The sequence below is a fragment of the Nocardia aobensis NBRC 100429 genome, from assembly GCF_000308375.1.
Lineage (GTDB): Bacteria > Actinomycetota > Actinomycetes > Mycobacteriales > Mycobacteriaceae > Nocardia > Nocardia aobensis.
This window is the reverse complement of sequence record NZ_BAFQ01000042.1, coordinates 40,236-64,975: the sequence shown is the minus strand read 5'-3', so window position 1 is coordinate 64,975 and position 24,740 is coordinate 40,236. Positions and strand designations below refer to the sequence as shown.

The 24,740-nt window shown below is 69.1% G+C and carries 19 protein-coding genes; 6 read left to right on the top strand and 13 right to left on the bottom strand.

What is annotated here, in order from left to right:
- The first annotated feature begins 50 nt into the window (after positions 1–50).
- Entirely contained in the window at positions 51–842 is a 792-nt protein-coding gene (locus RJ03_RS05370; protein ID WP_036498419.1) for a helix-turn-helix transcriptional regulator, read from the top strand.
- On the opposite strand, the gene RJ03_RS05365 is transcribed toward RJ03_RS05370, so the two are convergent.
- The 5 genes from RJ03_RS05365 to RJ03_RS05345 all read right to left on the bottom strand — a co-directional run bounded on the left by RJ03_RS05365 (position 750) and on the right by RJ03_RS05345 (position 5,681).
- Complete coding sequence (locus RJ03_RS05365) at positions 750–1,475, bottom strand: nucleoside triphosphate pyrophosphatase (protein WP_036498418.1); 726 nt, start codon at positions 1,473–1,475, stop codon at positions 750–752. The two genes, RJ03_RS05370 and RJ03_RS05365, sit on opposite strands and share 93 nt — an antisense overlap.
- Before the next feature lies 1 nt (position 1,476).
- Positions 1,477–1,809, bottom strand: a complete 333-nt coding sequence (locus RJ03_RS05360; RefSeq protein WP_036498417.1) for an acyl-CoA carboxylase subunit epsilon — start codon at positions 1,807–1,809, stop codon at positions 1,477–1,479.
- Between the two features lie 204 nt (positions 1,810–2,013).
- The gene (locus RJ03_RS05355; protein WP_036498416.1) at positions 2,014–3,654 is read right to left on the bottom strand and encodes an acyl-CoA carboxylase subunit beta; all 1,641 of its coding nucleotides are present in this window, start codon (positions 3,652–3,654) and stop codon (positions 2,014–2,016) included.
- Positions 3,655–3,799: 145 nt separating this feature from the next.
- Positions 3,800–5,164 (bottom strand): L-lysine 6-transaminase, encoded by a 1,365-nt coding sequence (gene lat, locus RJ03_RS05350; protein ID WP_051024349.1) that lies wholly within the window; start codon positions 5,162–5,164, stop codon positions 3,800–3,802.
- 64 nt (positions 5,165–5,228) lie between these two features.
- On the bottom strand, positions 5,229–5,681 hold the full coding sequence (locus RJ03_RS05345; RefSeq protein ID WP_036498415.1) for an Lrp/AsnC family transcriptional regulator: 453 nt from the start codon (positions 5,679–5,681) through the stop codon (positions 5,229–5,231).
- A 97-nt stretch (positions 5,682–5,778) separates the two neighbouring features.
- On the opposite strand from RJ03_RS05345, the gene amaB reads away from it, so the two are divergent.
- Complete coding sequence (gene amaB / locus RJ03_RS05340) at positions 5,779–7,308, top strand: L-piperidine-6-carboxylate dehydrogenase (protein ID WP_036498414.1); 1,530 nt, start codon at positions 5,779–5,781, stop codon at positions 7,306–7,308.
- Between the two features lie 4 nt (positions 7,309–7,312).
- On the opposite strand, the gene RJ03_RS05335 is transcribed toward amaB, so the two are convergent.
- The 3 genes from RJ03_RS05335 to RJ03_RS05325 form a co-directional block, all read right to left on the bottom strand.
- Positions 7,313–8,164: an SDR family NAD(P)-dependent oxidoreductase gene (locus RJ03_RS05335; protein ID WP_036498413.1), complete on the bottom strand. Its 852-nt coding sequence runs from the start codon at positions 8,162–8,164 to the stop codon at positions 7,313–7,315.
- Positions 8,161–9,108 (bottom strand): patatin-like phospholipase family protein, encoded by a 948-nt coding sequence (locus RJ03_RS05330; RefSeq protein WP_036498412.1) that lies wholly within the window; start codon positions 9,106–9,108, stop codon positions 8,161–8,163. Before RJ03_RS05330 ends, RJ03_RS05335 begins: the two co-directional genes overlap by 4 nt.
- A gap of 81 nt (positions 9,109–9,189) precedes the next feature.
- Entirely contained in the window at positions 9,190–9,654 is a 465-nt protein-coding gene (locus RJ03_RS05325; protein ID WP_083870610.1) for a VOC family protein, read from the bottom strand.
- A 167-nt stretch (positions 9,655–9,821) separates the two neighbouring features.
- Here RJ03_RS05325 and RJ03_RS05320 point away from each other — a divergent pair, with 167 nt between their 5' ends.
- From RJ03_RS05320 to RJ03_RS36970, 3 genes are all read left to right on the top strand, one after another.
- The gene (locus RJ03_RS05320) at positions 9,822–14,603 is read left to right on the top strand and encodes an ATP-dependent helicase (RefSeq protein ID WP_051024345.1); all 4,782 of its coding nucleotides are present in this window, start codon (positions 9,822–9,824) and stop codon (positions 14,601–14,603) included.
- A gap of 41 nt (positions 14,604–14,644) precedes the next feature.
- Entirely contained in the window at positions 14,645–15,451 is an 807-nt protein-coding gene (locus RJ03_RS05315) for a DNA-formamidopyrimidine glycosylase family protein (RefSeq protein WP_036498411.1), read from the top strand.
- Positions 15,452–15,571: 120 nt separating this feature from the next.
- Entirely contained in the window at positions 15,572–15,745 is a 174-nt protein-coding gene (locus RJ03_RS36970) for a hypothetical protein (protein ID WP_157121695.1), read from the top strand.
- Between the two features lie 17 nt (positions 15,746–15,762).
- Here the strand turns inward: RJ03_RS36970 and glpD are convergent, their stop codons facing one another.
- Complete coding sequence (glpD, locus tag RJ03_RS05310; RefSeq protein ID WP_036498410.1) at positions 15,763–17,511, bottom strand: glycerol-3-phosphate dehydrogenase; 1,749 nt, start codon at positions 17,509–17,511, stop codon at positions 15,763–15,765.
- Between the two features lie 132 nt (positions 17,512–17,643).
- Between glpD and glpK the strand changes: the two genes are divergently transcribed.
- Entirely contained in the window at positions 17,644–19,143 is a 1,500-nt protein-coding gene (gene glpK / locus RJ03_RS05305) for a glycerol kinase GlpK (protein WP_036498409.1), read from the top strand.
- A 10-nt stretch (positions 19,144–19,153) separates the two neighbouring features.
- Here the strand turns inward: glpK and RJ03_RS05300 are convergent, their stop codons facing one another.
- The 4 genes from RJ03_RS05300 to RJ03_RS05285 all read right to left on the bottom strand — a co-directional run bounded on the left by RJ03_RS05300 (position 19,154) and on the right by RJ03_RS05285 (position 24,569).
- Positions 19,154–20,338, bottom strand: a complete 1,185-nt coding sequence (locus tag RJ03_RS05300) for an aminotransferase-like domain-containing protein (protein ID WP_036498408.1) — start codon at positions 20,336–20,338, stop codon at positions 19,154–19,156.
- 110 nt (positions 20,339–20,448) lie between these two features.
- Positions 20,449–21,594: a DUF8176 domain-containing protein gene (locus RJ03_RS34820; RefSeq protein WP_051024344.1), complete on the bottom strand. Its 1,146-nt coding sequence runs from the start codon at positions 21,592–21,594 to the stop codon at positions 20,449–20,451.
- Positions 21,595–21,667: 73 nt separating this feature from the next.
- The gene (locus RJ03_RS05290; RefSeq protein ID WP_245552188.1) at positions 21,668–22,795 is read right to left on the bottom strand and encodes a hypothetical protein; all 1,128 of its coding nucleotides are present in this window, start codon (positions 22,793–22,795) and stop codon (positions 21,668–21,670) included.
- Between the two features lie 355 nt (positions 22,796–23,150).
- Positions 23,151–24,569: an NAD(P)H-quinone dehydrogenase gene (locus RJ03_RS05285; protein WP_223273405.1), complete on the bottom strand. Its 1,419-nt coding sequence runs from the start codon at positions 24,567–24,569 to the stop codon at positions 23,151–23,153.
- Between the last annotated feature and the right edge of the window lie 171 nt (positions 24,570–24,740).

The window sequence follows — 24,740 nt, the reverse complement described above, 5'->3', positions numbered from 1 at the left end:
ATTAAGTCGCAGCGTCGTCCGATAAAGTCACATGGGAGGAGGGGTGAGCTATGTCCGATTCTTGGCCACGACGGCGCCTGCTTGCGATCCTACGCGGCGCCAGCGAGCCTCTCGATGCCCAGGAACTGGCGCGCATCACCGGACAGCACGTCACCACCGTCCGTTTTCATCTCGATGTTCTCACCCGGGAATCGCTCGTCCGCCAATTCCAGCAGCCGCCCCGGGGCCGCGGCCGCCCGCGCATCGGATACACCGCGGTACAGCGATCGGTCGGTTATCAGGATCTGGCGCAGGTGCTCGCCGATCAGCTCGGCAGTGATCCCCGCAGGCGTTCCGAATTGGCCGTGACGGCCGGACGGGCGTGGGGCGCCAAGGTCGAACAGCTCGAGCAGCCCATTGCCTCCCTCGACGACGCCCGCGACGTCGCGGTGACGGTGAGCTCGGAGCTGGGTTTCGCCCCCGAGCGCGATCCCGCATCCGAAAACGGCGACCAGCTCAACATCCGCCTGACCGCGTGCCCGCTGCGCGAATTGGCGCGCACCCATTCCGAGGTGGTCTGCGGTGTGCATCAGGGCCTGATGCGCGAGGTACTGGATCGCAACGGCGGGCGCGATGCGGTGAACGTCCGGCTGCACCCGTTCGTGGGGCCGGACCTGTGCGTGATCCACTTGGAGGCGTTGGCGAGCACGCTGCCGGATCCCGCCCACATCCCCGATCAGGCGGGGGCGGCGCCGCGACTACCGACGCCGTCAGCCAATCGCGTCGGCCCGCAGCTGCGCACCGATCCACAACTGCGCAATACCGACGCCCACGTCGCCCAGGAGGCGACGCAGCAGCGGTAGGCCGATCCCGATGACGCTGGACGGGTCACCGTCGATGCGGTCGACGAACCAGCCGCCCATTCCGTCGAGGGTGAACGCGCCGGCCACCCGCAGTGGCTCGCCGGTGGCGATGTAGGCATCCAGCTCGACCGGCCCGGGTTCGGCGAAATGCACGGTGGTGGTGCTGCAGTCCTGGGCGTCGGCGACGATCGCGCCGTCCCGCAGGCGCAGCACGCAGTGGCCGGTCAGCAGATCGGCGCTGCGCCCGGCCATGTCGGCCCAGCGGGCGCGCGCGACGTCGGGAGTGTGGGGCTTGCCCTGCAGGACGCCGCCGACCAGCAGCATCGAGTCGCAGCCGACGACCACACAGTCGTCCACCAGGCGCGGAGCCCGCGCGGAGACGATGCCGTAGGAATCCGGAGTGGCCGGGCCGTGGCCGGACGCCGCGGCGTCCGCGATCAGGCCGGCGGCCACGGTGTGAGCCTTGGCCGTGGCGAGGGCGGTGACCACGCCGGCGGGCGCAGTGTCCGGCGGCAGGGCCGCGGCGACCGCGTCCTCGTCGACCTCGGATATTCGCACCACCGGATCCAGCCCGGCCGCGCGCAGCACTTGCAGGCGCGCGGGCGAGGCGGAACCGAGAACGAATCCCGTCACGTCAGCCGCGGAGGTGCGACAGGTAGGGGAAGGCGTACGGGGAGAACGGCGAGGTACCGCGGTGCATCATGGTGGGCCGGCCCCAGTTGTCCACCGGGCCCTGGTCCTGCGGCGCGCCGGCATTCGCGCTCGCGGCGGCGAACACGGTGACCAGTGCGGCGAGGTCCTCGTCGGTGGGCGAACCCTTCAGGACGCGGATGACCGGTCCGTGACCGGCCTCGACCTCGACGGCAGCGGTGACGGATGCGAGCCTCGTGTCGTCGTCACCGAATTCGTCGACCGCCAAATCCACTTCGGCAGCGCGCAATATCTCTTCGTCAGCCACAGCCGTCACAGCGCCAACTCCTCCTGTTCTGTGCCGACCCGAGGGGCCGGCGTTCACGGTGCGGGACGAGCCCACGCCGCGAAGGGTATTCGTGCGGCCCTCATCGAATGAGGGCCTCTTCCTACCATCTTCGCCCGGATGCGGCGATCGTGCGCGGTGCGAACGCATCACTCATCCGGAAAGTGTGCCTCCGCTACCGCACATATCGTCGGATCAGAGCGGAATGTTGCCGTGCTTCTTCGGCGGAAGAGTAACCATCTTCCGCTCGAGCAAGCGCAGCGCGGCGACGATCTGGCCGCGGGTGTGCGAGGGCGGGATCACCGCGTCGACGTAGCCGCGCTCGGCCGCCACGTACGGGTTGACCAACGTGTCCTCGTACTCGTTCTGCAGCTCGAGGCGCAGTGCGTCGACATCGGCGCCCTCCGCGGCGGCTTGCTGCAGCTTCTTGCGGTAGACGAAGCCGACCGCGCCCGAGGCGCCCATGACGGCGATCTGGGCGGTGGGCCACGCCAGGTTCACGTCGGCGCCCATGTGCTTGGAACCCATCACGTCGTACGCGCCGCCGTAGGCCTTGCGAGTGATGACCGTGATTTTGCCCACAGTGGCCTCACCGTAGGCGTAGAGCAGCTTCGCACCGCGGCGGATGATGCCGTTGTACTCCTGGCCGGTGCCCGGCAGGAAGCCCGGAACGTCGACCAGCGTGATGATCGGAATGTTGAACGCGTCGCAGGTGCGCACGAACCGCGCGGCCTTCTCCGAGGCGTCGATGTCGAGGCAGCCGGCGAACTGGGTGGGCTGGTTGGCCACGAAACCCACGCTGCGGCCGTCGATGCGGGCGAAGCCGACGATGACGTTCATCGCGCGCTCGGCCTGCACCTCGAAGAACTCGTCGTCGTCGACCAGGCGCCGGATGACCTCGTGCATGTCGTAGGGCTGGTTCGGCGAATCCGGGATCAGGGTGTCGAGCTCGATGTCCTCCTCGGTCAGCGAATCCTCGATCGCGCCGGCGATCGGGTCGGTGGCCGGGAAGCGCGGAGCCTCGGCGCGGTTGTTGCTGGGCAGGTAGCTCAGCAGGTCCTTGACCCAGTCCAGGGCGTCCTGCTCGCCGGAGGCGACGTAGTGCGCGGTACCGGACTTCACCATGTGGGTGTGGGCGCCGCCCAGCTCCTCCATGGTGACCTCTTCACCGGTGACGGTCTTGATGACGTCCGGGCCGGTGATGAACATCTGGCTGGACTGGTCGACCATCACGACGAAGTCGGTCAGCGCCGGGGAGTACACGTGCCCACCGGCCGCGGCGCCCATGATCAGCGAGATCTGCGGGATCACGCCGGAGGCCTGAATGTTGCGGTGGAAGATCTCGCCGTAGAGGCCGAGCGAGACCACGCCCTCCTGGATGCGAGCGCCGGCGCCGTCGTTGATGCCGATCAGCGGGCGGCCCGTCTTGAGCGCGAGGTCCATGACCTTGACGATCTTCTCGCCGTAGACCTCACCGAGGCTGCCACCGAACACCGTCGAGTCCTGGCTGAAGATGCAGACGTCGCGGCCGTCGATGGTGCCGTAGCCGGTGACCACGCCGTCGCCGAGCGGACGGTTGTTCTCCAGGCCGAAGTTGACGCTGCGATGCCGGGCCAGCGCGTCCATCTCCACGAACGAACCCTCGTCCAGCAGGGCCAGGATGCGCTCGCGCGCGGTCAGCTTGCCCTTGGCGTGGACCTTCTCGACCGCGCCCTCACCCATCGGGTGCTGGGCCTCTTCCAGCCGATTGCGCAGATCAGCCAGCTTCCCTGCGGTGGTGTGGATATCGGGGGCGCCCGCCGAACCCGGCGAAGGCTGACTCTGGACACTCGTCATGCCCCGGAGTGTAACCAGTGGCGCAGTCCGGCGGAATTCCAGTGGGGGCTACCGACCAGTACCCTTATTGACTACCTGCCAGCAGAAAACCGCTGGTGAAGTGCCACAACGACGGTCCGGACACGCTCCCGCGAGCCGGGAATCGTCACCGATCGGCCATGCCCGTGAGGACGCGATCCAGGGCATCCACGGCCCGCTCTAGCTCCTCGGCGGTGACCGTCAGCGGCGGACGGAACCGGATGCCGCGCTCGCCGGTTCCGAGGAACAGTACCCGTTCGCGCTGCCGCAGATCGGCGAGGACGGCGTCGCGCAGTTCGGCGGACTCCAGCGTCACCGCGCACATCAGGCCGCGACCGCGCGGATCGCTCAGCCGCTCGTGCCGGTCGGCGAGCGCGCACAGCCGGTCGAGCAACAGGGCGCCCAGTTCCTTCGCGCGGGCGGCCAGGTCTTCGGCCTCGACCACCTCGAGGATGCGCCGCGCCCGCACCATGTCGGCGAGGTTGCCGCCCCAGGTGGAATTGATCCGTGAACTCACCGCGAACACGTTGTCGGGTACCTCGTCGACGCGTCCGCCGGCCATGATTCCGCAGACCTGCGTCTTCTTACCGAACGCGACCACATCGGGTCGCAGGCCGAACTGCTGGTAGGCCCAGGTCGAGCCGGTCATCGCCACGCCGGTCTGCACCTCGTCGACGAGGAACAGCGCGTCGTGCTCGTGGCAGAGCTCCTGCATGTGCCGGAGAAATTCCGGTCGCATATGCCGGTCGCCGCCCTCGCCCTGGATCGGCTCGGCGATGAAACACGCTATGTCGTACGGATTCTCGGCGAACGCCGCCCGGGCCTGCGCCAGCGCACGCTGCTCGGCGGCCTCGATGTCGACACCGGGACACAGGTAGGGGGTCTCGATGCGCGGCCAGTCGAAGGCGGGGAATCGTTCGGTCTTGATCGGGTCGGTATTGGTCAGCGACAGGGTGTAGCCGGAGCGGCCGTGAAAGGCACCGGTCAGATGCAGCACCTTCGTGCCGAGGTCGGCCGGGCGGCCGTGCATCGCGTTGTGGCGGCTCTTCCAGTCGAAGGCGACCTTGAGCGCGTTCTCGACCGCCATCGCGCCGCCGTCGATGAAGAACAGGTGCGGCAGTGCCGGATCGCCGAGGACGCGCGCGAAGGTGTCGACGAAGCGCGCCATCGTGACCGTATAGACATCGGAGTTACTGGGCTTGTTCAGTGCGGCCGTGGTGAGTTCGGCGCGAAATCGGGCATTCGCCGCCAGCGCCGGATGGTTCATCCCCAGCGCCGAAGACGCGAAGAAGCCGAACATATCCAGATAGACGGTGCCATCACGGGCGTCGACCAGGTTGCGTCCCCGCGATCTGCGCAGGTCCAGCACCAGATCGAAACCGTCGGCGAGCATATGGGCGGACAGGATGTCGTGTACGCGCGAGGCGGTGACCGACGCCGGGTTCGTGACCTCCGCGTCAGCCGTTCCGGGGCGCTCCAGTTCGAGGGTCACACCCACAGGATACGAAAATATTTACGGTTTCACTACGAACAATCGGATAAATTACGATCAGGTCTCACCTGTCATAGAATGTCTGCAGAATGATGGTGCTTCGGGTGCGGACATTGGCGGTGGCGCGGATCTCCTGCAGCAACTGTTCGAGATGCCGGGGTGAGGCCACCCGGACGAGCAGCATGTAACTCTCCTCCCCCGCCACCGAATGGCATTCCTCGATGCCGGGGATGTGCTGCAGCAGGGCCGGAGCATCGTCGGGCTGTGACGGATCGAGAGGAGTGATCGCGACGTATGCCGACAGCAGTTGTCCCAGCGCCTCCGGATCGACCTTCGCGGAATATCCGCGGATCACGCCGCGCGCCTCGAGCCGGCGCACCCGCGACTGCACCGCGGATACCGACAGACTGGCCTTCTCCGCGAGATTGGACAGCGTGGCCCGGCCGTCGGCCATCAATTCGCGGATCAGGAGCCGATCGATATCGTCGAGAACAGGTTTCGCAGGTGCATCCGCCATCAGCGAAGGCTAACCCAGCGGGCGGTGGCCGGGGCCGGAAACGATCTCCCACCGGTGCGAAGTCACCCACGAACCGATGTCGGAAACGGAGCCGCACATGACATCCGCACCCGTTCTGCCCACCACCGACGAACTCCGCGACCGAGCCGCGCGCCTGCTGCTCGAACTCGGTGTCGACCCGGTCGACTCGGGCGACCTGCCCGCCCGCACACCGATCACCGGCGGTGAGCTGATGCGCGTCCCGGCCACCTCCGCATTCGAGGTGACCAGCGCGATCGACAAGGCGCACAGTGCTTTTCACACCTGGCGTACCGTCCCCGCGCCGCAACGCGCCGCCGTGGTGCGGCGCCTGGGACGACTACTGACCGACAATCTGGACGCGCTGGCCGAACTCGTCACCCTGGAGGCGGGCAAGATCGGCGCCGAGGCCCGCGGTGAGGTCCAGGAGATGATCGACGTCTGCGAATTCGCCGTCGGTCTGTCCCGCCAGCTCTACGGCCGCACCATGGCCTCCGAGCGACCCGGGCATCGGCTCATGGAGACGTGGCATCCGCTCGGTGTGGTCGGGGTGATCTCGGCATTCAACTTCCCGGTCGCGGTCTGGTCGTGGAATACCGCGATCGCGCTGGTCTGCGGCGACACCGTGGTGTGGAAGCCCTCGCAGACGACGCCGTTGACCGCACTGGCCTGCGATGCGCTGCTGCGGCGCGCGGCCCTCGACGTCGGTGCCGACCCGCAGATCCATCAGCTGATCCAGGGTGGCGCCGAGGTCGGCACCCAGCTCGTCGACGACGAGCGGGTGGCCCTGGTCAGCGCCACCGGATCGGTGCGGATGGGGCAGGCGGTGGCACCCCGGGTGGCGGCCCGCTTCGGCCGGTGCCTGCTCGAGCTGGGCGGTAACAACGCCGCGATCGTCACCCCGTCCGCGGATCTCGACCTCACCACGCGGGCAGTGGTTTTCGCCGCGGCGGGAACGGCCGGACAGCGGTGCACGACATTGCGCCGGGTCATCGCCCACACGGACGTGGTCGGACCACTGCTGGATCGGATGAGCACGGCGTATCGCCAACTGCCCGTGGGCAATCCGTTCGACGACGCGGTATTGGTCGGACCGCTGATCGACGGCCGCGCCCACACCGCGATGCGGGCGGCGATCGACCGTGCGCTCGCCGACGGCGGTGAATTGATCTGCGGCGGTGAGCGGGTCGAGGTCGGTGGCGGCGACTCCTACTATGTGCGCCCGGCCATCATCCGGATGCCCGCCCAGACCGCGATCGTGCGCGAGGAGACCTTCGCGCCCATTCTCTACGTGCTCACCTATGACGATCTCGACTCCGCGATCGCCCTGCACAACGGTGTGCCGCAAGGGCTGTCGTCGGCCATCTTCACCGGTGACCAGCGCGAGGCGGAACGGTTCCTCGCCGCCGACGGCTCCGATTGCGGCATCGCCAATGTGAACATCGGCACCTCGGGTGCGGAGATCGGCGGTGCGTTCGGCGGTGAGAAGCAGACCGGCGGCGGGCGCGAATCGGGTTCCGACTCCTGGAAGGCGTATATGCGCCGCGCCACCAACACAGTCAACTACTCCACCGAATTACCACTGGCACAAGGCATTCGGTTCGGCTGAAGGCCTAGCGCTCCGGTTCGCGGCCGATCTCGCGTACCTGCTCCTCGTAGACGGCCCGCACCGCCGCATCACCCGGATGCAGCGCCCGGTCGCCGTCGAAGAGGCCGCGCACCCTGCGCACGACCGATTCGGGCGCGGCCGCCAGCGCGATGTCGACGGGGTCGAGGTACTGCGGTACCGCCACCTCGGCTCGCCGGGTGCGGCAGGTCTTGACGATCGCGCCGGCGACGTCGACCGGGTCGACCGTGGGCAGCCCGCGGCCCAGGGTCAGCCCCGAGGACAGCCGGGTGCGCACCGCGGCGGGCAGCACACAACTCACGCTGACCCCGGATTCGGCGAATTCCAGCCGGGTCGCGGCCGACAGCCCGACGGCGGCGAATTTGCTCGCGTTGTACACCGCCAGACCGGGCAGCGGAATCTTGCCGGCCAGCGAGGCGACGTTGACGATATGACCGCGGCCGCGACCGATCATCGCCGGCGCGACGGCCCGCATGCCGTGGATGAGTCCCCAGACGTTCACATCGATCGTGGTGTGCCCCACCGCATCCGGTTCGCTGAGGAACGGGCCCGCGGGCATCACTCCGGCGTTGTTCACCAGGATGTCGATCCGGCCCAGGTCGGCGACGACCTCGTCCCACCGCTCCCGGTCGCGCACGTCGAGTTCGACGGCGCGGGCACCGAGGCCGGCCGCCGCGTCGGCGGCGGCCGCGACGTCCACATCGGCGAGGACGACCTCGGATCCCTTGTGCGCGAACATTTCCGCGGTGGCCCGGCCGATACCGCGTCCGGCGCCGGTGACCAGGACGCGGGCCGCGGCGAGGTCGATCGGCGGATAGCCGTTACCGAACAGGTTCATGCGAATTCACTCCGTTCCATGGCGCGGCGGGTGCTGCGCAGACTGTGTTCGAAGGTCTCGCCGCGGCGGCGGCCGTCCATGAAGTTCGGGCCCATGACCGCGAGGTCGGCGGCGGTCACGGCCAGTCGCAGCACGCGGGTTCCGGTCGCGCGCACGGCGGCGATCTCGGAGTCCAGTTGCGCGCTCATCGGCCTGCGGAGTTGACGCTCGAGCCAGTGCCCGGGCCCGCCCGCGGGCACCGACCGCGCCGAGGCCATCGGCGTCAGCACCACCAGTTCGTCCAGGTGCACCGGCAGCAGCAGATCCACCGAAGCGGTGGAGGCGGCACCGCCGTCGACGAATCGCCGGCCCGCGATCGGCACCGGCGGGAACCAGCCCGGAACCGCCCACGAGGCTCGCAGCGCCTGGCCGACCGTGGCGGCCGGCGCCTGCGGTGCGCCGAAGGCGACCCGCTCGCCGGAGTCGTAGTCCATCGCGACCAGCCATGCGGCCGGATGGGCGAACCAGTCGCGATCGTGGTTCAGGTCGGTGGCCAGGCGCTGCAACCAGCTCGCATCGCCGCCGCCGACCGGCAGCAGCCGACTGCTCGCGCTCAGCAGCGCTTGCCGGGAACGATTGCCGTGCAACGCCATTCGCGGTGCACCGAGGCGGGGGCGGGGCAGCGGCGGGAAGCGGCCCGGTTCGTCGGCCATGTGCCGGGCCAGGATCGGATCGGCGACGGTGCCGCGCTGCATCGCCACCAGATCGTCGACGGAGATCCCCGAAGCCAGCATCGTCACCATCTCCGCACCGGCGGAGGTGCCGATCAGCGCGTCGGCCTCGCGCGGATCCCACTGCAGCACGTCTCGCACCGCGGCCAGCGCCGCCACGATCCAGGCCGCCCCCACCGTGCCGCCGCATCCGATCGCCAGGCCACGCCGCTGTAACCCGTTACTGTTACGCATAGTCTCAAACACTAGCGGGCGCGCGGTGCGAGGTGCGGCCCGGTTCGGCGGATCGCAACCGTTCGGCAATGAACGCGCCCGCTACCGCCAGGGCATGTATTGCAAACTCCAGGTATTGCCGTCGGGATCCGCGAAATGCGCGTACAGCACACCCCCGCCGACGTCTTCGACCTCACCGACGGCGACGCCGCGCGCGACGAGGTCCGCGCGGGCAGCCCCGATATCGGCCACCACCAGATGCAGTCCACGCAGGGAACCGACCGCGCCGGCGGTGGTGGGGACGCCTTCGGAGAGCAGGATCGAACAGGCCGAACCGGGCGGTGTCAGCTGCGCGATGCGCACACCCGGTGCGGGAGCCACGTCGACATCGAGATGAAATCCGACCCGATCGCGATAGAACTCGATCCCCCGGTCGATATCGCGCACCGGGACCGGCACCAATTCCAGCAGCAGCGTGCCGGGCGGGACCGGCGGATTGTCCGGGTCGTTCGTGACCTGCGCGGGGTCGGCCGGAATCTCGGTCACAGTGTCGGGGCGCTCGCTCATGGTCGGTCCCATCGTCGGTATCCACCGCGTTCGCGGCCAGCCTATCGGGACGAGCCGTGGACCGGCGCCGATCCGGCCACCTCGTCCGGCGAGGTGCGGCCGGGGAAACACCCCCGCACACATCGCCGTCGGGACTCGATGTCGGTGCCCGGGTGCAGACTGAACCCATGCAGCAGTTCTCCCGGCCGACCCAGGAGTGGTTCGACGGTGCGTTCCCCGCGCCCACGACCGCCCAGCTGGGGGCCTGGGAGGCGATCTCCGCCGGAGAACACACCTTGGTGATCGCGCCGACCGGGTCGGGCAAGACGCTCTCGGCCTTCCTGTGGGCGATCGACCGGCTCGCCACCCGCGAACCCACGGACGGTCCGCAGCGCACCGCCGTGCTCTACATCTCCCCGCTCAAGGCACTGGCGGTCGATGTCGAGCGCAATCTGCGCGCACCCCTGGTAGGCATCACCCGCACGGCCGCCCGGCTCGGTATGCCCGCCCCGGAGATCAGCGTCGGCGTGCGTTCCGGCGACACCACCCCGGCCGACCGGCGGACCCTGCAGCGCCGGCCGCCCGACATCCTGATCACGACGCCGGAATCGCTGTACCTGATGCTCACCTCGGCGGCACGCGAGACGTTGTCGCAGGTCGGCACCGTGATCGTGGACGAGGTGCACGCGATCGCCGGTTCCAAGCGCGGGGCACATCTGGCCCTGTCGCTGGCCCGGCTCGACCAGCTCACCGAGCGGCCCGCCCAGCGCATCGGGTTGTCGGCCACCGTCCGGCCGCCGCAGGAGGTGGGGCGCTTCCTGGTCGGCTCGGCGCCGATCACGATCGTCTCGCCGCCGGCGCCGAAGACGTTCGACCTGTCGGTGCGGGTGCCGGTGGCGGATATGACCGAGCCGGGCGAATCCGATCAGCCGGGTTCGATCTGGCCGCATGTGGATGCCGCGATCGTGGATCTGGTGCTGGCGCATCGTTCGTCGATCGTGTTCGCGAATTCGCGGCGGCTGGCCGAACGCCTGACCGCGCGGCTGAACGAGGAATACGCCGAGCGCATCGCCGAACCGGACGAGGCGGAGGAGGTCGCGGGACGCCGCGAGCACGCGCCGCCCGCACAACTCGGGTCACCGACCGAGGTCAATCACGGGGCGGCGCCGTTGCTGGCGCGGGCCCATCACGGTTCGGTGAGCAAGGAACAGCGCGCCATCATCGAGGACGACCTCAAGAGCGGCCGGTTGCGCTGCGTGGTGGCGACCAGCAGCCTCGAACTCGGTATCGATATGGGCGCGGTGGATCTGGTGGTGCAGGTCGAGGCGCCGCCGTCGGTCGCCGGCGGGCTGCAGCGGGTCGGTCGCGCCGGACATCAGGTGGGTGAGATCTCACGCGGGGTGATCTTCCCCAAACACCGCACCGACGTGATCCACTGCGCGGTGGCGTCGATGCGGATGACGGCGGGACAGATCGAGGAGTTGAAGATCCCCGCCCATCCCCTCGACATCCTCGCCCAGCAGACCGTGGCCGCCTGCGCGCTGGAACCGATCGATGTCGACGAATGGTTCGAAACCGTCAGGGGCACAGGTAGTTTCGCCGCCCTGCCGCGCTCGGCGTACGAATCGGTACTGGACCTGCTGTCGGGCCGCTACCCCTCCGACGAATTCGCCGAACTGCGTCCGCGCCTGGTGTGGGATCGCGATGCGGGCACGCTGACCGGGCGTCCCGGCGCGCAGCGCCTCGCGGTCACCTCCGGCGGCGCGATTCCCGACCGCGGACTGTTCCCGGTGTTCATGGTCGGCGAAAAGGCCTCGCGGGTAGGTGAACTCGACGAGGAGATGGTCTACGAATCGCGAGTGGGCGATGTGTTCGCTCTCGGCGCGACCAGCTGGCGCATCGAGGACATCACCCACGACCGGGTTCTCGTCTCCCCCGCCTTCGGTCTGCCCGGCCGGCTGCCCTTCTGGCACGGTGACTCCCTCGGGCGGCCGGCCGAATTGGGAGCGGCCCTGGGTGAATTCGTCCGCACGGCCGGTCAGGCCGTCGAGCGCGCACCGGCCGGGCGGATCGAGGAACTCGTGCGGGATGCGGGCGGTTTCGATTCGGCGTTCGACGGTGCGGCCCCCGACCCCAGCGGAAATGGTGCCACCCGGCGCACGCCCTCCCGCGCCCGCGCGGCAGCCACGGACTCCACGGCCGGCAGGAAGGGCGGTGAACTGGTCGAACTCGAACAGCTCGTTTACGCCGCCGGCCTGGACGATTTCGCGACCGCGAATCTGGTCACGTTGTTGGCCGAACAGCGCCGAGCCACCGGCCATCTGCCGACCGACCGCACCCTGCTGGTCGAACGCTTTCGCGACGAGCTCGGCGATTGGCGGCTGATCCTGCACTCGCCCTTCGGATTACCGGTGCACGCGCCCTGGGCGCTCGCCGTGGGCGCGCGGTTGCGGGAGCGATTCGGGGTCGATGCCGCGCCGACCGCCTCCGACGACGGCATCGTGGTCCGGCTGCCCGATACCACCGACGATCCGCCGGGGGCGGAACTGTTCGTCTTCGAACCGGACGAGATCGACGACGTGGTGACCGAGCAGGTGGGCGGGTCGGCACTGTTCGCCTCCCGCTTCCGCGAATGCGCGGCGCGGGCACTGCTGTTGCCGCGCCGGGATCCCGGCCGCCGCGCGCCGCTGTGGCAGCAGCGCCAGCGCGCGGCCCAATTGCTCGATGTGGCAAGGAAATTCCCGGATTTCCCGATCCTGCTGGAAACGGTGCGCGAATGTCTGCGCGACGTCTACGATCTGCCCGCCCTGCGGGATCTGCTGACGAATGTGGCGCGGCGCAAACTGCGACTGGTCGAGGTCGAGACGGCCTCCCCCTCGCCGTTCGCCAACGCGTTGCTGTTCGACTACATCGGCCAGTTCATGTACGAGGGCGACAGTCCGCTGGCCGAGCGCCGCGCGGCCGCGCTGTCGCTGGATTCGAGCCTGCTCGCCGAACTGCTGGGCCGGGTGGAACTGCGCGAACTCCTCGACGCCGCGGTCCTCGAACTGACCGAACGCGAACTGCAACGGCTCACTCCCGAACGCCATGCCCGCGACGCGGAAGGGCTCGCCGACCTGTTGCGACTGCTCGGCCCACTCACCCCGGCCGAGGCGGCCGAGCGCTGCACCGCGGACCCGGGCCCGTGGTTCGCCGAATTGCTGCAGGCCAGGCGGGTTCTGGAGGTGTCGTTCGCGGGATCGCGGTGGTGGACGGCGATCGAAGACGCCGCCCGGTTGCGCGATGCCCTGGGCGTCCCGCTGCCGATCGGCACGCCGGCGGCCTTCATCGAACCGGTCGCCGATCCGCTGGGTGATCTGGTCGCCCGCTACGCCCGCACCCACGCCCCGTTCACGCTCGACGCCGTCGCCCGGCGCTTCGGGATCGGCCCGGCCGTCGCCGCCACCGCACTGCATCGGCTCGGCGCCGAGAAGCGAGTGGTGGAAGGCGAATTCACGCCGGGTTCGGCCGGTGCGGAATGGTGCGACGCGCAGGTGTTGCGCCGGCTGCGGCGCCGGTCGCTGGCCGCCGCGCGCAAGGAGGTCGAGCCGGTATCCACGGGCGCGTTCGGCCGGTTCCTGCCGGCGTGGCAGCATATCGGCACCTCGACACTGCGCGGCGTGGACGGGGTGGCCGCTGTGGTGGAACAGCTTGCGGGCGTACCGATTCCGGCTTCGGCGTGGGAGTCGCTCATCCTGCCCTCGCGGGTGCGTGACTACACACCGGCGATGCTCGACGAACTCACCGCCTCCGGTGAGGTGCTGTGGTCCGGTCACGGCGCCATCACCGCCAAGGACGGCTGGATCGCCCTGCATCCGGCGGATCAGGCGCCGGTCACGCTGGGGCCGCCGCAGGAGATCGACTTCACCGACGTGCAGCTGCGGCTGCTGACGGCGTTGGGTGCGGAAATGACCGCGGCGGCCACCGACGCGATTGCGCTCGACGCCGACGGCACGGCCGCTTCCGAATCGGGCGCCTCCGCCGGCAATCAGCTCGTCGTGGTGGCGGGCGGCGCCTACTTCTTCCGGCAGTTGTCCGACGCGACCGGCGTGCTCGACGACGCGGCCGTGGCGGCGGCACTGTGGGAACTGGTATGGGCCGGATATCTGTCCGGCGACACCTTCGCTCCGGTCCGGGCGCGGATTTCCGGCACCACCCGCAGCACCACCGCCCATCGCACCCCGCGGCGCACTCCGCGCGGGCGCATGTACCTGCCGCGACCGGCGATGCCGACCCGGACCGGCCCTCCCGCCGTGGCCGGGCGATGGTCGCTGCTGCCACAGCGCCTGCCGGACAACACGATTCGCGCCCACGCCACCGCGGATCTGCTGCTGGAGCGCTACGGCGTGCTGACCCGCGGTTCGGTGCAGAACGAGGAGATTCCGGGCGGGTTCGCGCTGATATACCGGGTGCTCACCGAATTCGAGGATCGCGGACGGTGCCGGCGGGGCTATTTCGTCGACACCCTCGGCGGCGCGCAGTTCTCCACTACCGACGTGGTGGATCGGCTGCGCTCCTACGATTCCGACCGGGCGGGCGCCGGCACCGGCCGGGTCGGCACGGTCGCACTCGCCGCCTGCGATCCGGCCAATCCGTACGGCGCCGCCCTGCCGTGGCCGAAGAACGCGGGCGAGGGTGCCGGACATCGCCCGGGCCGCAAGGCGGGGGCTCTGGTCGTCCTGGCCGCGGGCGAACTGGCCCTGTACCTGGAACGCGGCGGTAAGACGCTGCTCACCTTCACCGAGGACCCCGAAATCCGGACCGAGGCCGCGGCGGCGCTCGCGGCCCTGGTCCACGACCGCCGGATCGACTCCCTGGTCGTCGAACGCGTCGACGGGGAATCGGTGCACGGCAACACCTTCGCCACCTTCCTCACCGACGCCGGTTTCCACACCACTCCCCGGGGCTTCCGGCTGCGGAGCACAGCATGAGACCGGTCCGCCTCGTCCGCCGGCACCGGTGGTGAACGCCGATGCCGGAAGGAGATACCGTCTATCTCGCGGCGGCGCGGCTGCGAACCGCGCTGGCGGGAAAGACGCTGACGCGCAGTGATTTCCGCGTCCCGCGCTATGCCACGCTCGATCTGCGCGGCAGCCGGGTCGACAGCGTCGGCAGTTACGGCAAACACCTGTTCGTGCGCACCGAGAAGCTCAGCATCCACACCCATCTGAAGATGGAGGGCACCTGGCGGGTCTACCGCCCGGGGCAGCGGTGGACCAAACCCGGATTCACCGCACGACTGATTCTCGCCACTGCCGACACCGAAGCCGTCGGGTTCTCCCTCGGCCTGGTCGAGGTGCTACGCCTCGCCGACGAGCACACCGCCGTCGACCATCTCGGCCCTGATCTGCTGGGCCCGAATTGGGATGCGGCCGAGGCGGTCCGGCGGCTGCGCGCGGATCCGGAGCGGCCGATCGGACTCGCGCTGCTCGATCAGACGACCATGGCGGGAGTCGGCAACATCTTCCGCAGCGAGATCTGTTTCGCCGAGCGGGTCCACCCGGCCATCCCGGTCGCCGCCGTACCCGATCTCCCCGGGCTCGTCGACGCCGCACACCGCATCCTCGGCCGCGCCGCACACCATCCACCCCGGCCCGCGGTGGTCTACGGCCGCCGCGGTCAACCGTGCCCTCGCTGCGGATCGATGATCCTCGTCCGCATGCTCGGCCCGGAAGCCGCTTCCGCCCCGGCCACCGAACGCGGGATCTACTTCTGTCCCCGCTGTCAGCCCGCACCCGAGACACCGGACCCGAGAGCCGCTGACCGGACTCGCCGCTGACCGGGCACGAGCCGTGATGTTTGCCGATCGATAGCTATATTTCTTTCGGCCGCTAACACTTCGGAGCGCGAATGCGACATAAGGGCGACACAGATCGTCACCGGTCGGGAAGCAGGGCAGATGACATATGCGAGCACCGCGATGCGGCGTAGCACACGGCTTGTCACCCAGCTGCTGATCACGGCCATCGCCATCGCGGCCACCGTCCTGTTCACCTATGCGCTGCAGCACTCGGTGAGTACGGGCCCCGTCCATTCCGGTCACACCTCGGCGCCCACGTCGACCGCCCCCTAGCCGCACCGCGCGCGGCGCTATGCCTGAGGCAGCGGCACCGGCTCCAGGATCTCCGGGCGAGGTTCCGGTGCGGCGGCGCGCAGAGCGTCGGCCGACACGTCGTCGGGTTGGGTCTGGGACCGGATCTCGGCATCGACCCGGGCGTTGTAGGTACTCACCTCGCGCCGGATCTGCTCCTCGTCCCAGCCCAGCACCGGCGCCACCAGCCGCGCCACCTCGTCGGCGCATTCGGTGCCCCGATGGGAGAACTCGATGGAGATCCGGGTGCGCCGGGCCAGGATGTCGTCCAGATGCAGCGCCCCCTCGGCGACCGCCGCGTAGACGGCCTCCACCCGCAGGTAACCGGGCGCGTCCGTAATCGGCTGCAGCAGTTCGGGTTTGCCCTCGGCCAGATCGAGGACATCGGTGATCAGGGAGCCGTACCGGTTGAGCAGATGTTCGATCCGGTAGGGATGCACACCGTAGGTCTGCGCCAGCTGCGGCGTCTGGTTGAGCAGGGCGAAGTAGCCGTCGGCGCCGAGCAGCGGCACCTTGTCGGTGATCGAGGACGACACCCGCTGCGGGATGTCGTGGACGGCCAGATCCACCGCGTCGTAGGCCATCACCCGGTAGGTGGTGTATTTACCACCCGCGATGGCGACCAGACCCGGAGCGATCTGCGCCACCGCGTGCTCGCGCGACAGCTTGGAGGTCTCGTCGCTCTCCCCGGCCAACAGCGGTCGCAGCCCGGCGTACACACCCTGGATGTCGTCGTGGGTGAGCGGGGTGACCAGTACCTCGTTGATCCGTTCGAGCAGATAGTCGATATCGGCCTTGGTGGCGGCCGGGTGGGCCAGATCCAGATTCCAATCGGTGTCGGTCGTACCGACGATCCAGTGATTGCTCCCCCACGGAATCACGAACAACACCGAGGTCTGGGTGCGCAGAATCAGCGCGGCGTCACTGGCGATCCGATCGCGCGGCACCACGATATGCACGCCTTTGGACGCGCGCACATGGAATCGGCCGCGAACATGCGACAGCGCCTGCAGTTCGTCGGTCCACACGCCCGTCGCGTTGATCACCACATGTCCCCGGACCTCGGTCGTGCGCCCGTCCTCGCTGTCGCGCACCTTCACTCCGACCACCCGGTCGGCCTCCCGAAGGAAATCCACGACCTGGGTCGACGTGCGGATCACCGCACCGTAGTGGGCGGCGGTGCGAGCCACCGTCATCGTGTGGCGGGCGTCGTCGACCACGGTGTCGTAGTAGGTGACACCGCCGATCAGCGCGTCCCGGCGTACACCCGGCGCCAGGCGCAGCGCTCCCGATCGGGTCACATGATGTTGGCCCGGAACCGATTTCGCTCCGCCCATGGTGTCGTAGAGCACCAGGCCCGAGGCGACGTAGGGCCGCTCCCAGCCGCGATGGGTCAGCGGGTAGAGGAACCGCAGCGGTTTCACCAGATGCGGAGCCAAGGTCTTCAGGCTCAGCTCACGCTCCCGCAGCGCCTCGCGGACCAGCCCGAATTCCAGCTGCTCGAGGTAGCGCAGACCGCCGTGGAACATCTTCGACGAACGGCTCGAGGTGCCCGATGCCAGATCGCGCGCCTCCACCAGGGCCACCTCCAGGCCCCGGGTGGCGGCATCGAGGGCGATGCCCGCGCCGACGACCCCGCCACCGATCACGATGACGTCGAAATGCTTGGCGCCCAAGCTTTCCCAGCTGGCCTCCCGCTGCTCGGGACCCAGTTCGCCGGTGTGCTGACCGTGTGACTTCTCGTTCATCGCTCGACTTCCTCCGCACTGTTCGGTGGGATCGTCCTGCGTTACCCGTCGGTAATCGCTTTCACCCTAGTCCACCGCCGGGCGTGCGGCGATGTGATGCGCGGCGCGTGCGAGGTTTAGTAGCCTGCACGGATGCGACGCTTCGTGGCCGCCATCGACCAGGGGACAACCTCGAGCCGGTGCATCGTGTTCGACCGCTCCGGCCGCATCGCCGGCCTCGGGCAGCGCGAGCACGAACAGCTGTTCCCCCGGCCGGGCTGGGTCGAGCACGATGCCGAAACCATCTGGCGCAATACCGAATTCGTGATCGGTGCGGCGCTCGAGGATGCCGGGATCGGCGCCGATGACATCGCCGCGGTCGGGGTCACCAATCAGCGCGAAACCACCGTGGTCTGGGACCGTGCCACCGGCAGGCCGGTCGCCAACGCCATCGTCTGGCAGGACACCCGCACCGCGGCGCTGTGCGAGGAGCTGGCCGGCGACGTCGGCCCCGCGCGCTATGCCGACCGGACCGGGCTGCCGCTGAGCACGTATTTCGCGGGTCCCAAGCTGCGCTGGATCCTCGACAACGTCGACGGTGTGCGCGCCCGCGCGGAGGCCGGTGACCTGTGCTTCGGGACCATGGACAGCTGGATCCTGTGGAAGCTGACCGGCCGCCACCTCACCGACGTCACCAACGCCTCCCGCACCATGCTGATGAATCTCGAGACCTTGCAATGGGATTCGCAGATCTGCGCGGAATTCGGCGTTCCCGTCTCGATGCTGCCGCAGATCCACAGCTCCTCGGAGGTGTACGCCGAGATCTCCGACGGTCCGCTCGCGGGGGTTCCGGTGGCCGGCATCCTGGGCGATCAGCAGGCCGCGACGTTCGGGCAGGCCTGCCTCTCACCGGGCGAGGCGAAGAACACCTACGGAACCGGCAACTTCATGCTGCTCAATACCGGTACCACGCCGGTGTTCAGCAAGCACGGTCTGCTGACCACGGTGTGTTACCGGCTCGGCGACCAGCCCGCGGTGTACGCGCTGGAGGGTTCCATCGCGGTGACCGGATCCCTGGTGCAGTGGTTGCGTGACAATCTCGGCATCGTCGAATCCGCGGCGGAGATCGAACCGCTGGCCCGCAGCGTCGACGACAACGGCGGCACCTATATCGTCCCCGCCTTCTCCGGTCTGTTCGCACCGCGATGGCGGCCGGACGCGCGCGGCGTGATCACCGGACTCACCCGCTTCGTCACGAAGGCGCATCTGGCCCGAGCGGTGTTGGAGGCCACCGCATTTCAGACCCGCGAGGTGATCGACGCGATGCGCGCCGACGCCGAGGCGGAGAATCTGGGCGTCGAATTGACCACCCTCAAGGTCGACGGTGGCATGGTCGCCAACGAACTGCTCATGCAATTCCAGGCCGACATCCTGGATGTGCCGGTGGTGCGGCCGGTGATCACCGAAACGACCGCGCTCGGCGCCGCCTACGCGGCCGGACTGGCGGTCGGTTACTGGTCCGGCACCGACGACATCCGCGCCAACTGGTCCGAGGACAAGGTGTGGCAGCCGACGATGTCCGACGCCGACCGCGATCACCTCTACGGCGAATGGAACAAGGCCGTCGAACGCACCTACGGGTGGGCGCAGTAGATTCGCCGCGCTACCCCGCCGCGTCGACCGCGCGGCCCAGCCGATCGACCGCGTCGGTGAGCACGGCCGCATCCGACGTGGTGAAACACATGCGCATCGAGCCGCGGTAGGGCTGCGAGACCGCGAACGCGGAGCCCGGGACGTAGGCCACGCCGTGGTCGATCGCGCGCGGCAGCAGTTCGACGGTATCGGTGCCGTCGGTGAAATCGAGCCACACGAACATGCCGCCGGCGGCGTCGGTGCTCACCACCCGGTCGCCGAAGCGGGCGCGAACCGCGCTCACCAGGGCGGTGGCGCGCTCGCCGTAGATGCCACGCACCTTGTCCAGGTGGGCGCCCAGCCACGGCTCGTCGGCCAGCAGGTCCGCGGCGATCTGCTGGGTGAGCGCCGAACCGCACAGATCGGCGCCCTGCTTCAGCAGTTCCACGCCGCGGCACACCGCGTTCGGGGCGATCATCCAGCCCACCCGCAGCGTCGGCGCCAGGATCTTCGAGGCGCTCGACAGCCGAATCACGTTGGGCGAGTACGAGGCAACGGCCTGCGGCGCGGGGCGGTCGAACCACAGCTCGCCGTACGGGTCGTCCTCGACCACCCAGAAGCCGTACCGTTCGGCCAGCGCCGCCAGTTCCCGCCGGCGCTGCGGGCTCAGCGTCACACCGCGCGGATTGTGGAAATTACTCACCGTATGCACCAGCGCCGGGCGTTCGCCGCGCTCGAGCAGCTCGGCCAGCGCGTCGACACGCATACCGTCGGAATCCAGCGGGATCGCCACGATTCGCGCCCCCGCCGCGCGGAAGACCTGCAACGCGCCGACGTAGGCCGGATCCTCGACCACCACGAGAGCGCCCGGATCGAGAAGCACCTCACCCAGCAGCGACAAGGCCTGCTGCGAGCCGTGGGTGACGAAGATCTCCTCCAGCGGGACGGGCCGGCCCAGCCGCACCGACTCCCGGGAGGCGAGCACCTCGCGCAGCGGCCCCCAGCCCGCGGACTCGGTGTACTGCAACCGGGACGGATCGGCCAGCGCCGACTCCGCGGCGCGAGCGATGGCATCGCGCGGCATCAGCTGTTCGTCGGGCAGACCCCCGGCCAGGCTGACGATATCCGGCCGGGCGGTCAGCTTGAGCAGATCCCGGATCGCCGAACTCTGCAGACCGTCCAGCCGGCGGGACAGGGGTGGAGTATGCGGCGACATGGAGACCTCCGATAGCTGCGGATCACGGCAACTATCGCATATCGGTACCCAGAATATGAAATTGTTTTCCCAGATATTGAGATCTGGGGACAGCGCGCGAGCCCGCGCGATCAGCGCTGATCGATCGAGAAGACGAGGTTCTTCCCCTCGCGATTCACGGTCTTGACCAGCTGTTTGTAGAGCGTGGTCGTACCGTCCGGCCGATGTTCGGTGAGGTCCACGTTGAACTGCTCCGGCGTGACCGTTTCCACACGCAAGCAATACGTGGTGCCCTGCGGGATCAGGCTGTCGATCGCCTGCTGCATGGTCGAGGCGGTCGACACGTTCGACGCGTCCGGCGCGACGAAGTCGTGCGCCTTGGCACCGCTACGGTCGGCATAGAACGCGTGCTGGAATCCCAGAATCGCCGCGGCTCCGCTGTTCGTGTCGCCGGGGCCGTTGCCGATCACGACATTGCCGTCGGTACGTGCCGGACAGCTCAGCGCGGCCACCGACGGCGGTGACGATTTGCCGCCGGCGACGGTTCCGTCGCCATCGCTGCTGCGCGTCGCGAACACGATGATCAGCACCAGCGCGATCACGATCACGACGGCACCCGCCGCACCGGCCAGGATCACCGGAATGTTGCGGTCGGGCCGGGCCTCCGGCTGGGGCTGCCCGAGGGGCCGCGACGGCACGAGCTTCTTCGCCAGCTCGTCGTCGTCCCACAGTGAACCCGATTTCTGCTCGCCGCCGCGCGGCACGGTGAGTTTCTTGGCGAGTTCGTCGTCATCCCACAGCGATCCCGTGGTTTCCCGCGGCGGAGTGGGTGGAAAGCCGGAATCGTCTGCGCGCCACCAGGTTCCACGATCGGCCTCGGCACCACCCGCGTCCGGGTATCGCACCGTCTCCGGGGCGCGCGGTGCATCCGGGGCGCGCGGCGGCTCGGGCATGCGGCGTGTCTCGGGCGCGGGCACGCGCGTGGTGTCGGCCGCGCGCGGCGCCTCCGGTGCCGGATGGCGGACGGTTTCCTGCGCCGCGGTCGAATCCGGCGCACGGTACTGCGGGGGCGGCGGCGGGACGGACGGCGTCGCGGGTGCGTCGGCGGGCTGCCAGCCCAATGTGGGGCGTTCCGGTTCCCCGACCGGCGCCCAGCCGATCGCACCCGTTTCACCCGTCGGCGGCCCGAAATCGTTCAGCGGTGGTCCGAATCCGGAAACCGGCGGGCCGAATCCCGACTCGCCTTCGTCCCGGTCCTGATCGTCGCCGGAGGCCATCACCCGTTCCTTCCCCGAGACACACGCGTGGGGCGGTCGCGAACGACCGCCCCACGCGTCGATTCAGTCTGTATCAGTACTGGACCGTGCCACCCCACTGTGTGGTCGCACCAGCGACATTCACCGTTTGCGGAGCGAAATCACCCTGCGGGAGTCTACCAATCTGAGCGGCCGCATCCAGTGCTGCGGCGCCGCCCGGCTGCTGCTTGATCCAGCCCTCGACGGCGGCCTTGGCCGCATTCGCCTCGGTGGTGTCGACGTAGTTCTCGGACTTCAGATCGTCGAAGCCGGTGGCGTGGGTGTACGAGGTGATCTTGACCTTGTTCGCCTCGACGAACTCCACCGACACACCCGCGTCGCCCACTCCGTTCGGAGTGCTGTAACCCACCGTGCCGACATATCCGTCGAGGTTGCTGAAGTGGTGGGTGTTGGCCACGTAGCCCGGCAGCAGTCCACCGCCGTCGACGTTGGCGCCGACCTCGGTGTGCGGGCCGTTCATCTGGACGACCGGAGCGGCCGGTGCGGCCTGCAGGCTCGGCGAGGTCCACTGCGCCTGCGGCGACGGGGTCGAGTTGCCCTGCTGGCTACGCAGCGTGTCTGCGTTGCCGCCGTTCTGCGACTGCGGCTTGTTCGGAGTGCCGACGGTCTGGTCCGGCGACTGCTGACCCGGCTTCAGCTGGTCGGCCTGACCGTTCGGGGTGGGCTGGTCCGGAACGACGGCCGGCTGCACCTGACCACCCTGACCCGGCACCGGCAGCGGCGCGACACGCGGGGTGGTCACACCCGGCTGCGTCGGCGAGGCCAGGTTCTGGTCCGGCTTCGGCGTGTTCTGGTTCGGGGTGGTGACACCCGGCTGCGGGGTGGTGACGCCCGGCTGGTTCGGAGTCGTGACACCCGGCTGATTGGGGGTGGTGACGCCCGGCTGCGGATTGCCGTTGCGCTGGGGACCGTTCTGCTGGGTCCCGTTCTGCTGGGTCCCGTTCTGCTGCGGCCCGTTCTGCGGAGCGTTCTCCTGCGTGCCCGGCGCGTTCTGACCCTGGCCGTTGTTGTCGCCTTGCGCGGGTGCCTCGTTGGTGGCGCCCGGCTGCGCCGGAGTGGTCGGCACGCTCGGCTGATCGGCCGGCGCCGCACTCGCCGTACCCGACGCGAGGATGGTCGCCACGGCGGCTGCGGTGGCCAGTGGCAACGACGTCGTGGCCATCGCTCGCTGCGCCCGACTCGGCTTACGATGTTTCACTGTCTCGCAATCCCTTTCCCGAGCTCGGCCAGTGCCATCGACCGACGAACGCCGCTCGACGGGGCCGTCTCCATTGGTCCCTCATCGATGTCCGGCCCGCACCCTGCTGCGGTCCGCGAGCCGCTCGCGGATTCCCGGCCCGGGAAAGATTGCATTCCCCCCGCCACGTGAACCTGCCAGTCGACCACCACTGACATCTCTGCCGGAAGTGAACCACACGAACAAGTTTCAGGCAACCGGTGCTACCCGGCTGTGGGAAGCCGCACTCGGTCCGGCAAAAGATCAAGCGCGGCAGCGCATTTGAAACAGCCGCCGCCCACTAGTCCAGATCGTCGTGACGCATCAACTGGCGCGCCGCCTCGGTGACCGATCCCGACAGCGACGGGTACACCGAGAACGTCTGGGCCAGGTCGTTCACCGTCAGATTGTTCTGGACCGCGATCGCGATCGGCAGGATGAGCTCGGAGGCGATCGGCGCGACCACTACGCCGCCGATCACCACACCGGTGGCCGGCCGGCAGAAGATCTTCACGAAGCCGCGGCGCAGGCCCGACATCTTGGCGCGCGGATTGGTGTTGAGCGGCAGCATCACCGTGCGCGCGGGCACCTCACCGTTGTCGATCGCCGTCTGGCTGACACCGACCGTGGCGATCTCGGGCCGGGTGAAGACCGCGGAGGCCACCGTCTTCAACCGGATCGGCTGCACTCCCTCGCCGAGCGCGTGATACATCGCGATCCGGCCCTGCATCGCCGCGACCGAGGCCAGCGGCAGCAGCCCGGTGCAGTCACCGGCGGCATAGATTCCGGTCGCCGCCGTCCGCGAGACGCGGTCGACGCGCAGATAACCGCCGCGGTCGAGTTCGATGCCGATGCGCTCGAGGCCCAGATCCTGGGTGTTGGGCGTGGAACCGACCGTCATCAGCGCATGGGAGCCGGTGACCGTGCGGCCGTCGGACAGTTTGACCACGATCCCGTCCGCGGTCCGCTCGACAGCGTCGGCACGGGCCTGTTTGACGAGCTCCACCCCGCGTTCGGCCAGGGCGTCCTCCAGGACCAGCGCGGCGTCGGCGTCCTCCCCCGGCATCATCCGGTCGCGGCTGGAGACCAATTTCACCTGCACACCCATCTCGGTGTATGCCGAGACGAATTCCGCGCCGGTCACACCCGAGCCGACGACGACGAGCGTTTCCGGCAGCTCCTTCAGGTCGTAGAGCTGACGCCAGGTGAGGATGCGTTCCCCGTCGGGTTCGGCGCCGCGCAGCACCCGCGGGCTGGCGCCGGTGGCGATCAGGACGATCTCGGCCTCCATCACCCGTTCGGTGCCGTCGGCGAGCGTCGCGCGCACCAGATGTGTGGCCAGACCGGCGATCTGGTCGATCAGCTGACCGCGGCCGTTGAGAATGGTGACCCCGGCGGCCTGCAGTTTGGAGCGGATATCGGACGACTGCGCCTGCGCCAGCGCCTTCACCCGGGAGTTCACCTCCGACAGCCGCACCTGCGCCTGCGCCACATGCAGCGTGATACCCAGATCACGCGCGCGGCGCAGGTCGGTGCGCACACCGGTCGAAGCGATGAAGGTCTTGGACGGGACGCAGTCCCACAGCACGCATGCGCCACCGATTCCGTCGGAGTCGATCACGGTGACCGTGGCTCCGTGCTGAGCTGCCACCAACGCCGCCTCGTAGCCGGCGGGGCCGCCCCCGATGATTGCAATGCGGGCCATGTGTACCTCCGCTATCGAGCCGTGCGGCCGGGATCTCCGGCACTGCCGTCAACGTTATCGGTCCTGCTCCTCATCGTTTTGACCGCGTCATGGGTGACGTTGCGCGTGTCACCTGCCGGTAATTCTCCGGACATCCGCCCGCCCCACCGGAGACAGGCACGGCCCGAACCGGGCCGGATCGAAACA

Excerpts from the sequence above, each read along its gene's own strand:
- RJ03_RS05335 (WP_036498413.1), bottom strand. The coding sequence starts at position 8,164 with ATGAACCTGTTCGGTAACGGCTATCCGCCGATCGACCTCGCCGCGGCC.
- RJ03_RS05370 (WP_036498419.1), top strand. The coding sequence starts at position 51 with ATGTCCGATTCTTGGCCACGACGGCGCCTGCTTGCGATCCTACGCGGC.
- RJ03_RS05300 (WP_036498408.1), bottom strand. The coding sequence starts at position 20,338 with ATGTCGCCGCATACTCCACCCCTGTCCCGCCGGCTGGACGGTCTGCAG.
- RJ03_RS05290 (WP_245552188.1), bottom strand. The coding sequence starts at position 22,795 with ATGGCCACGACGTCGTTGCCACTGGCCACCGCAGCCGCCGTGGCGACC.
- RJ03_RS05345 (WP_036498415.1), bottom strand. The coding sequence starts at position 5,681 with ATGGCGGATGCACCTGCGAAACCTGTTCTCGACGATATCGATCGGCTC.
- RJ03_RS05355 (WP_036498416.1), bottom strand. The coding sequence starts at position 3,654 with ATGACGAGTGTCCAGAGTCAGCCTTCGCCGGGTTCGGCGGGCGCCCCC.
- RJ03_RS05315 (WP_036498411.1), top strand. The coding sequence starts at position 14,645 with ATGCCGGAAGGAGATACCGTCTATCTCGCGGCGGCGCGGCTGCGAACC.
- RJ03_RS34820 (WP_051024344.1), bottom strand. The coding sequence starts at position 21,594 with ATGGCCTCCGGCGACGATCAGGACCGGGACGAAGGCGAGTCGGGATTC.
- RJ03_RS05325 (WP_083870610.1), bottom strand. The coding sequence starts at position 9,654 with ATGAGCGAGCGCCCCGACACTGTGACCGAGATTCCGGCCGACCCCGCG.
- glpD (WP_036498410.1), bottom strand. The coding sequence starts at position 17,511 with ATGAACGAGAAGTCACACGGTCAGCACACCGGCGAACTGGGTCCCGAG.
- RJ03_RS05330 (WP_036498412.1), bottom strand. The coding sequence starts at position 9,108 with ATGCGTAACAGTAACGGGTTACAGCGGCGTGGCCTGGCGATCGGATGC.
- glpK (WP_036498409.1), top strand. The coding sequence starts at position 17,644 with ATGCGACGCTTCGTGGCCGCCATCGACCAGGGGACAACCTCGAGCCGG.
- RJ03_RS36970 (WP_157121695.1), top strand. The coding sequence starts at position 15,572 with ATGACATATGCGAGCACCGCGATGCGGCGTAGCACACGGCTTGTCACC.
- amaB (WP_036498414.1), top strand. The coding sequence starts at position 5,779 with ATGACATCCGCACCCGTTCTGCCCACCACCGACGAACTCCGCGACCGA.
- RJ03_RS05320 (WP_051024345.1), top strand. The coding sequence starts at position 9,822 with ATGCAGCAGTTCTCCCGGCCGACCCAGGAGTGGTTCGACGGTGCGTTC.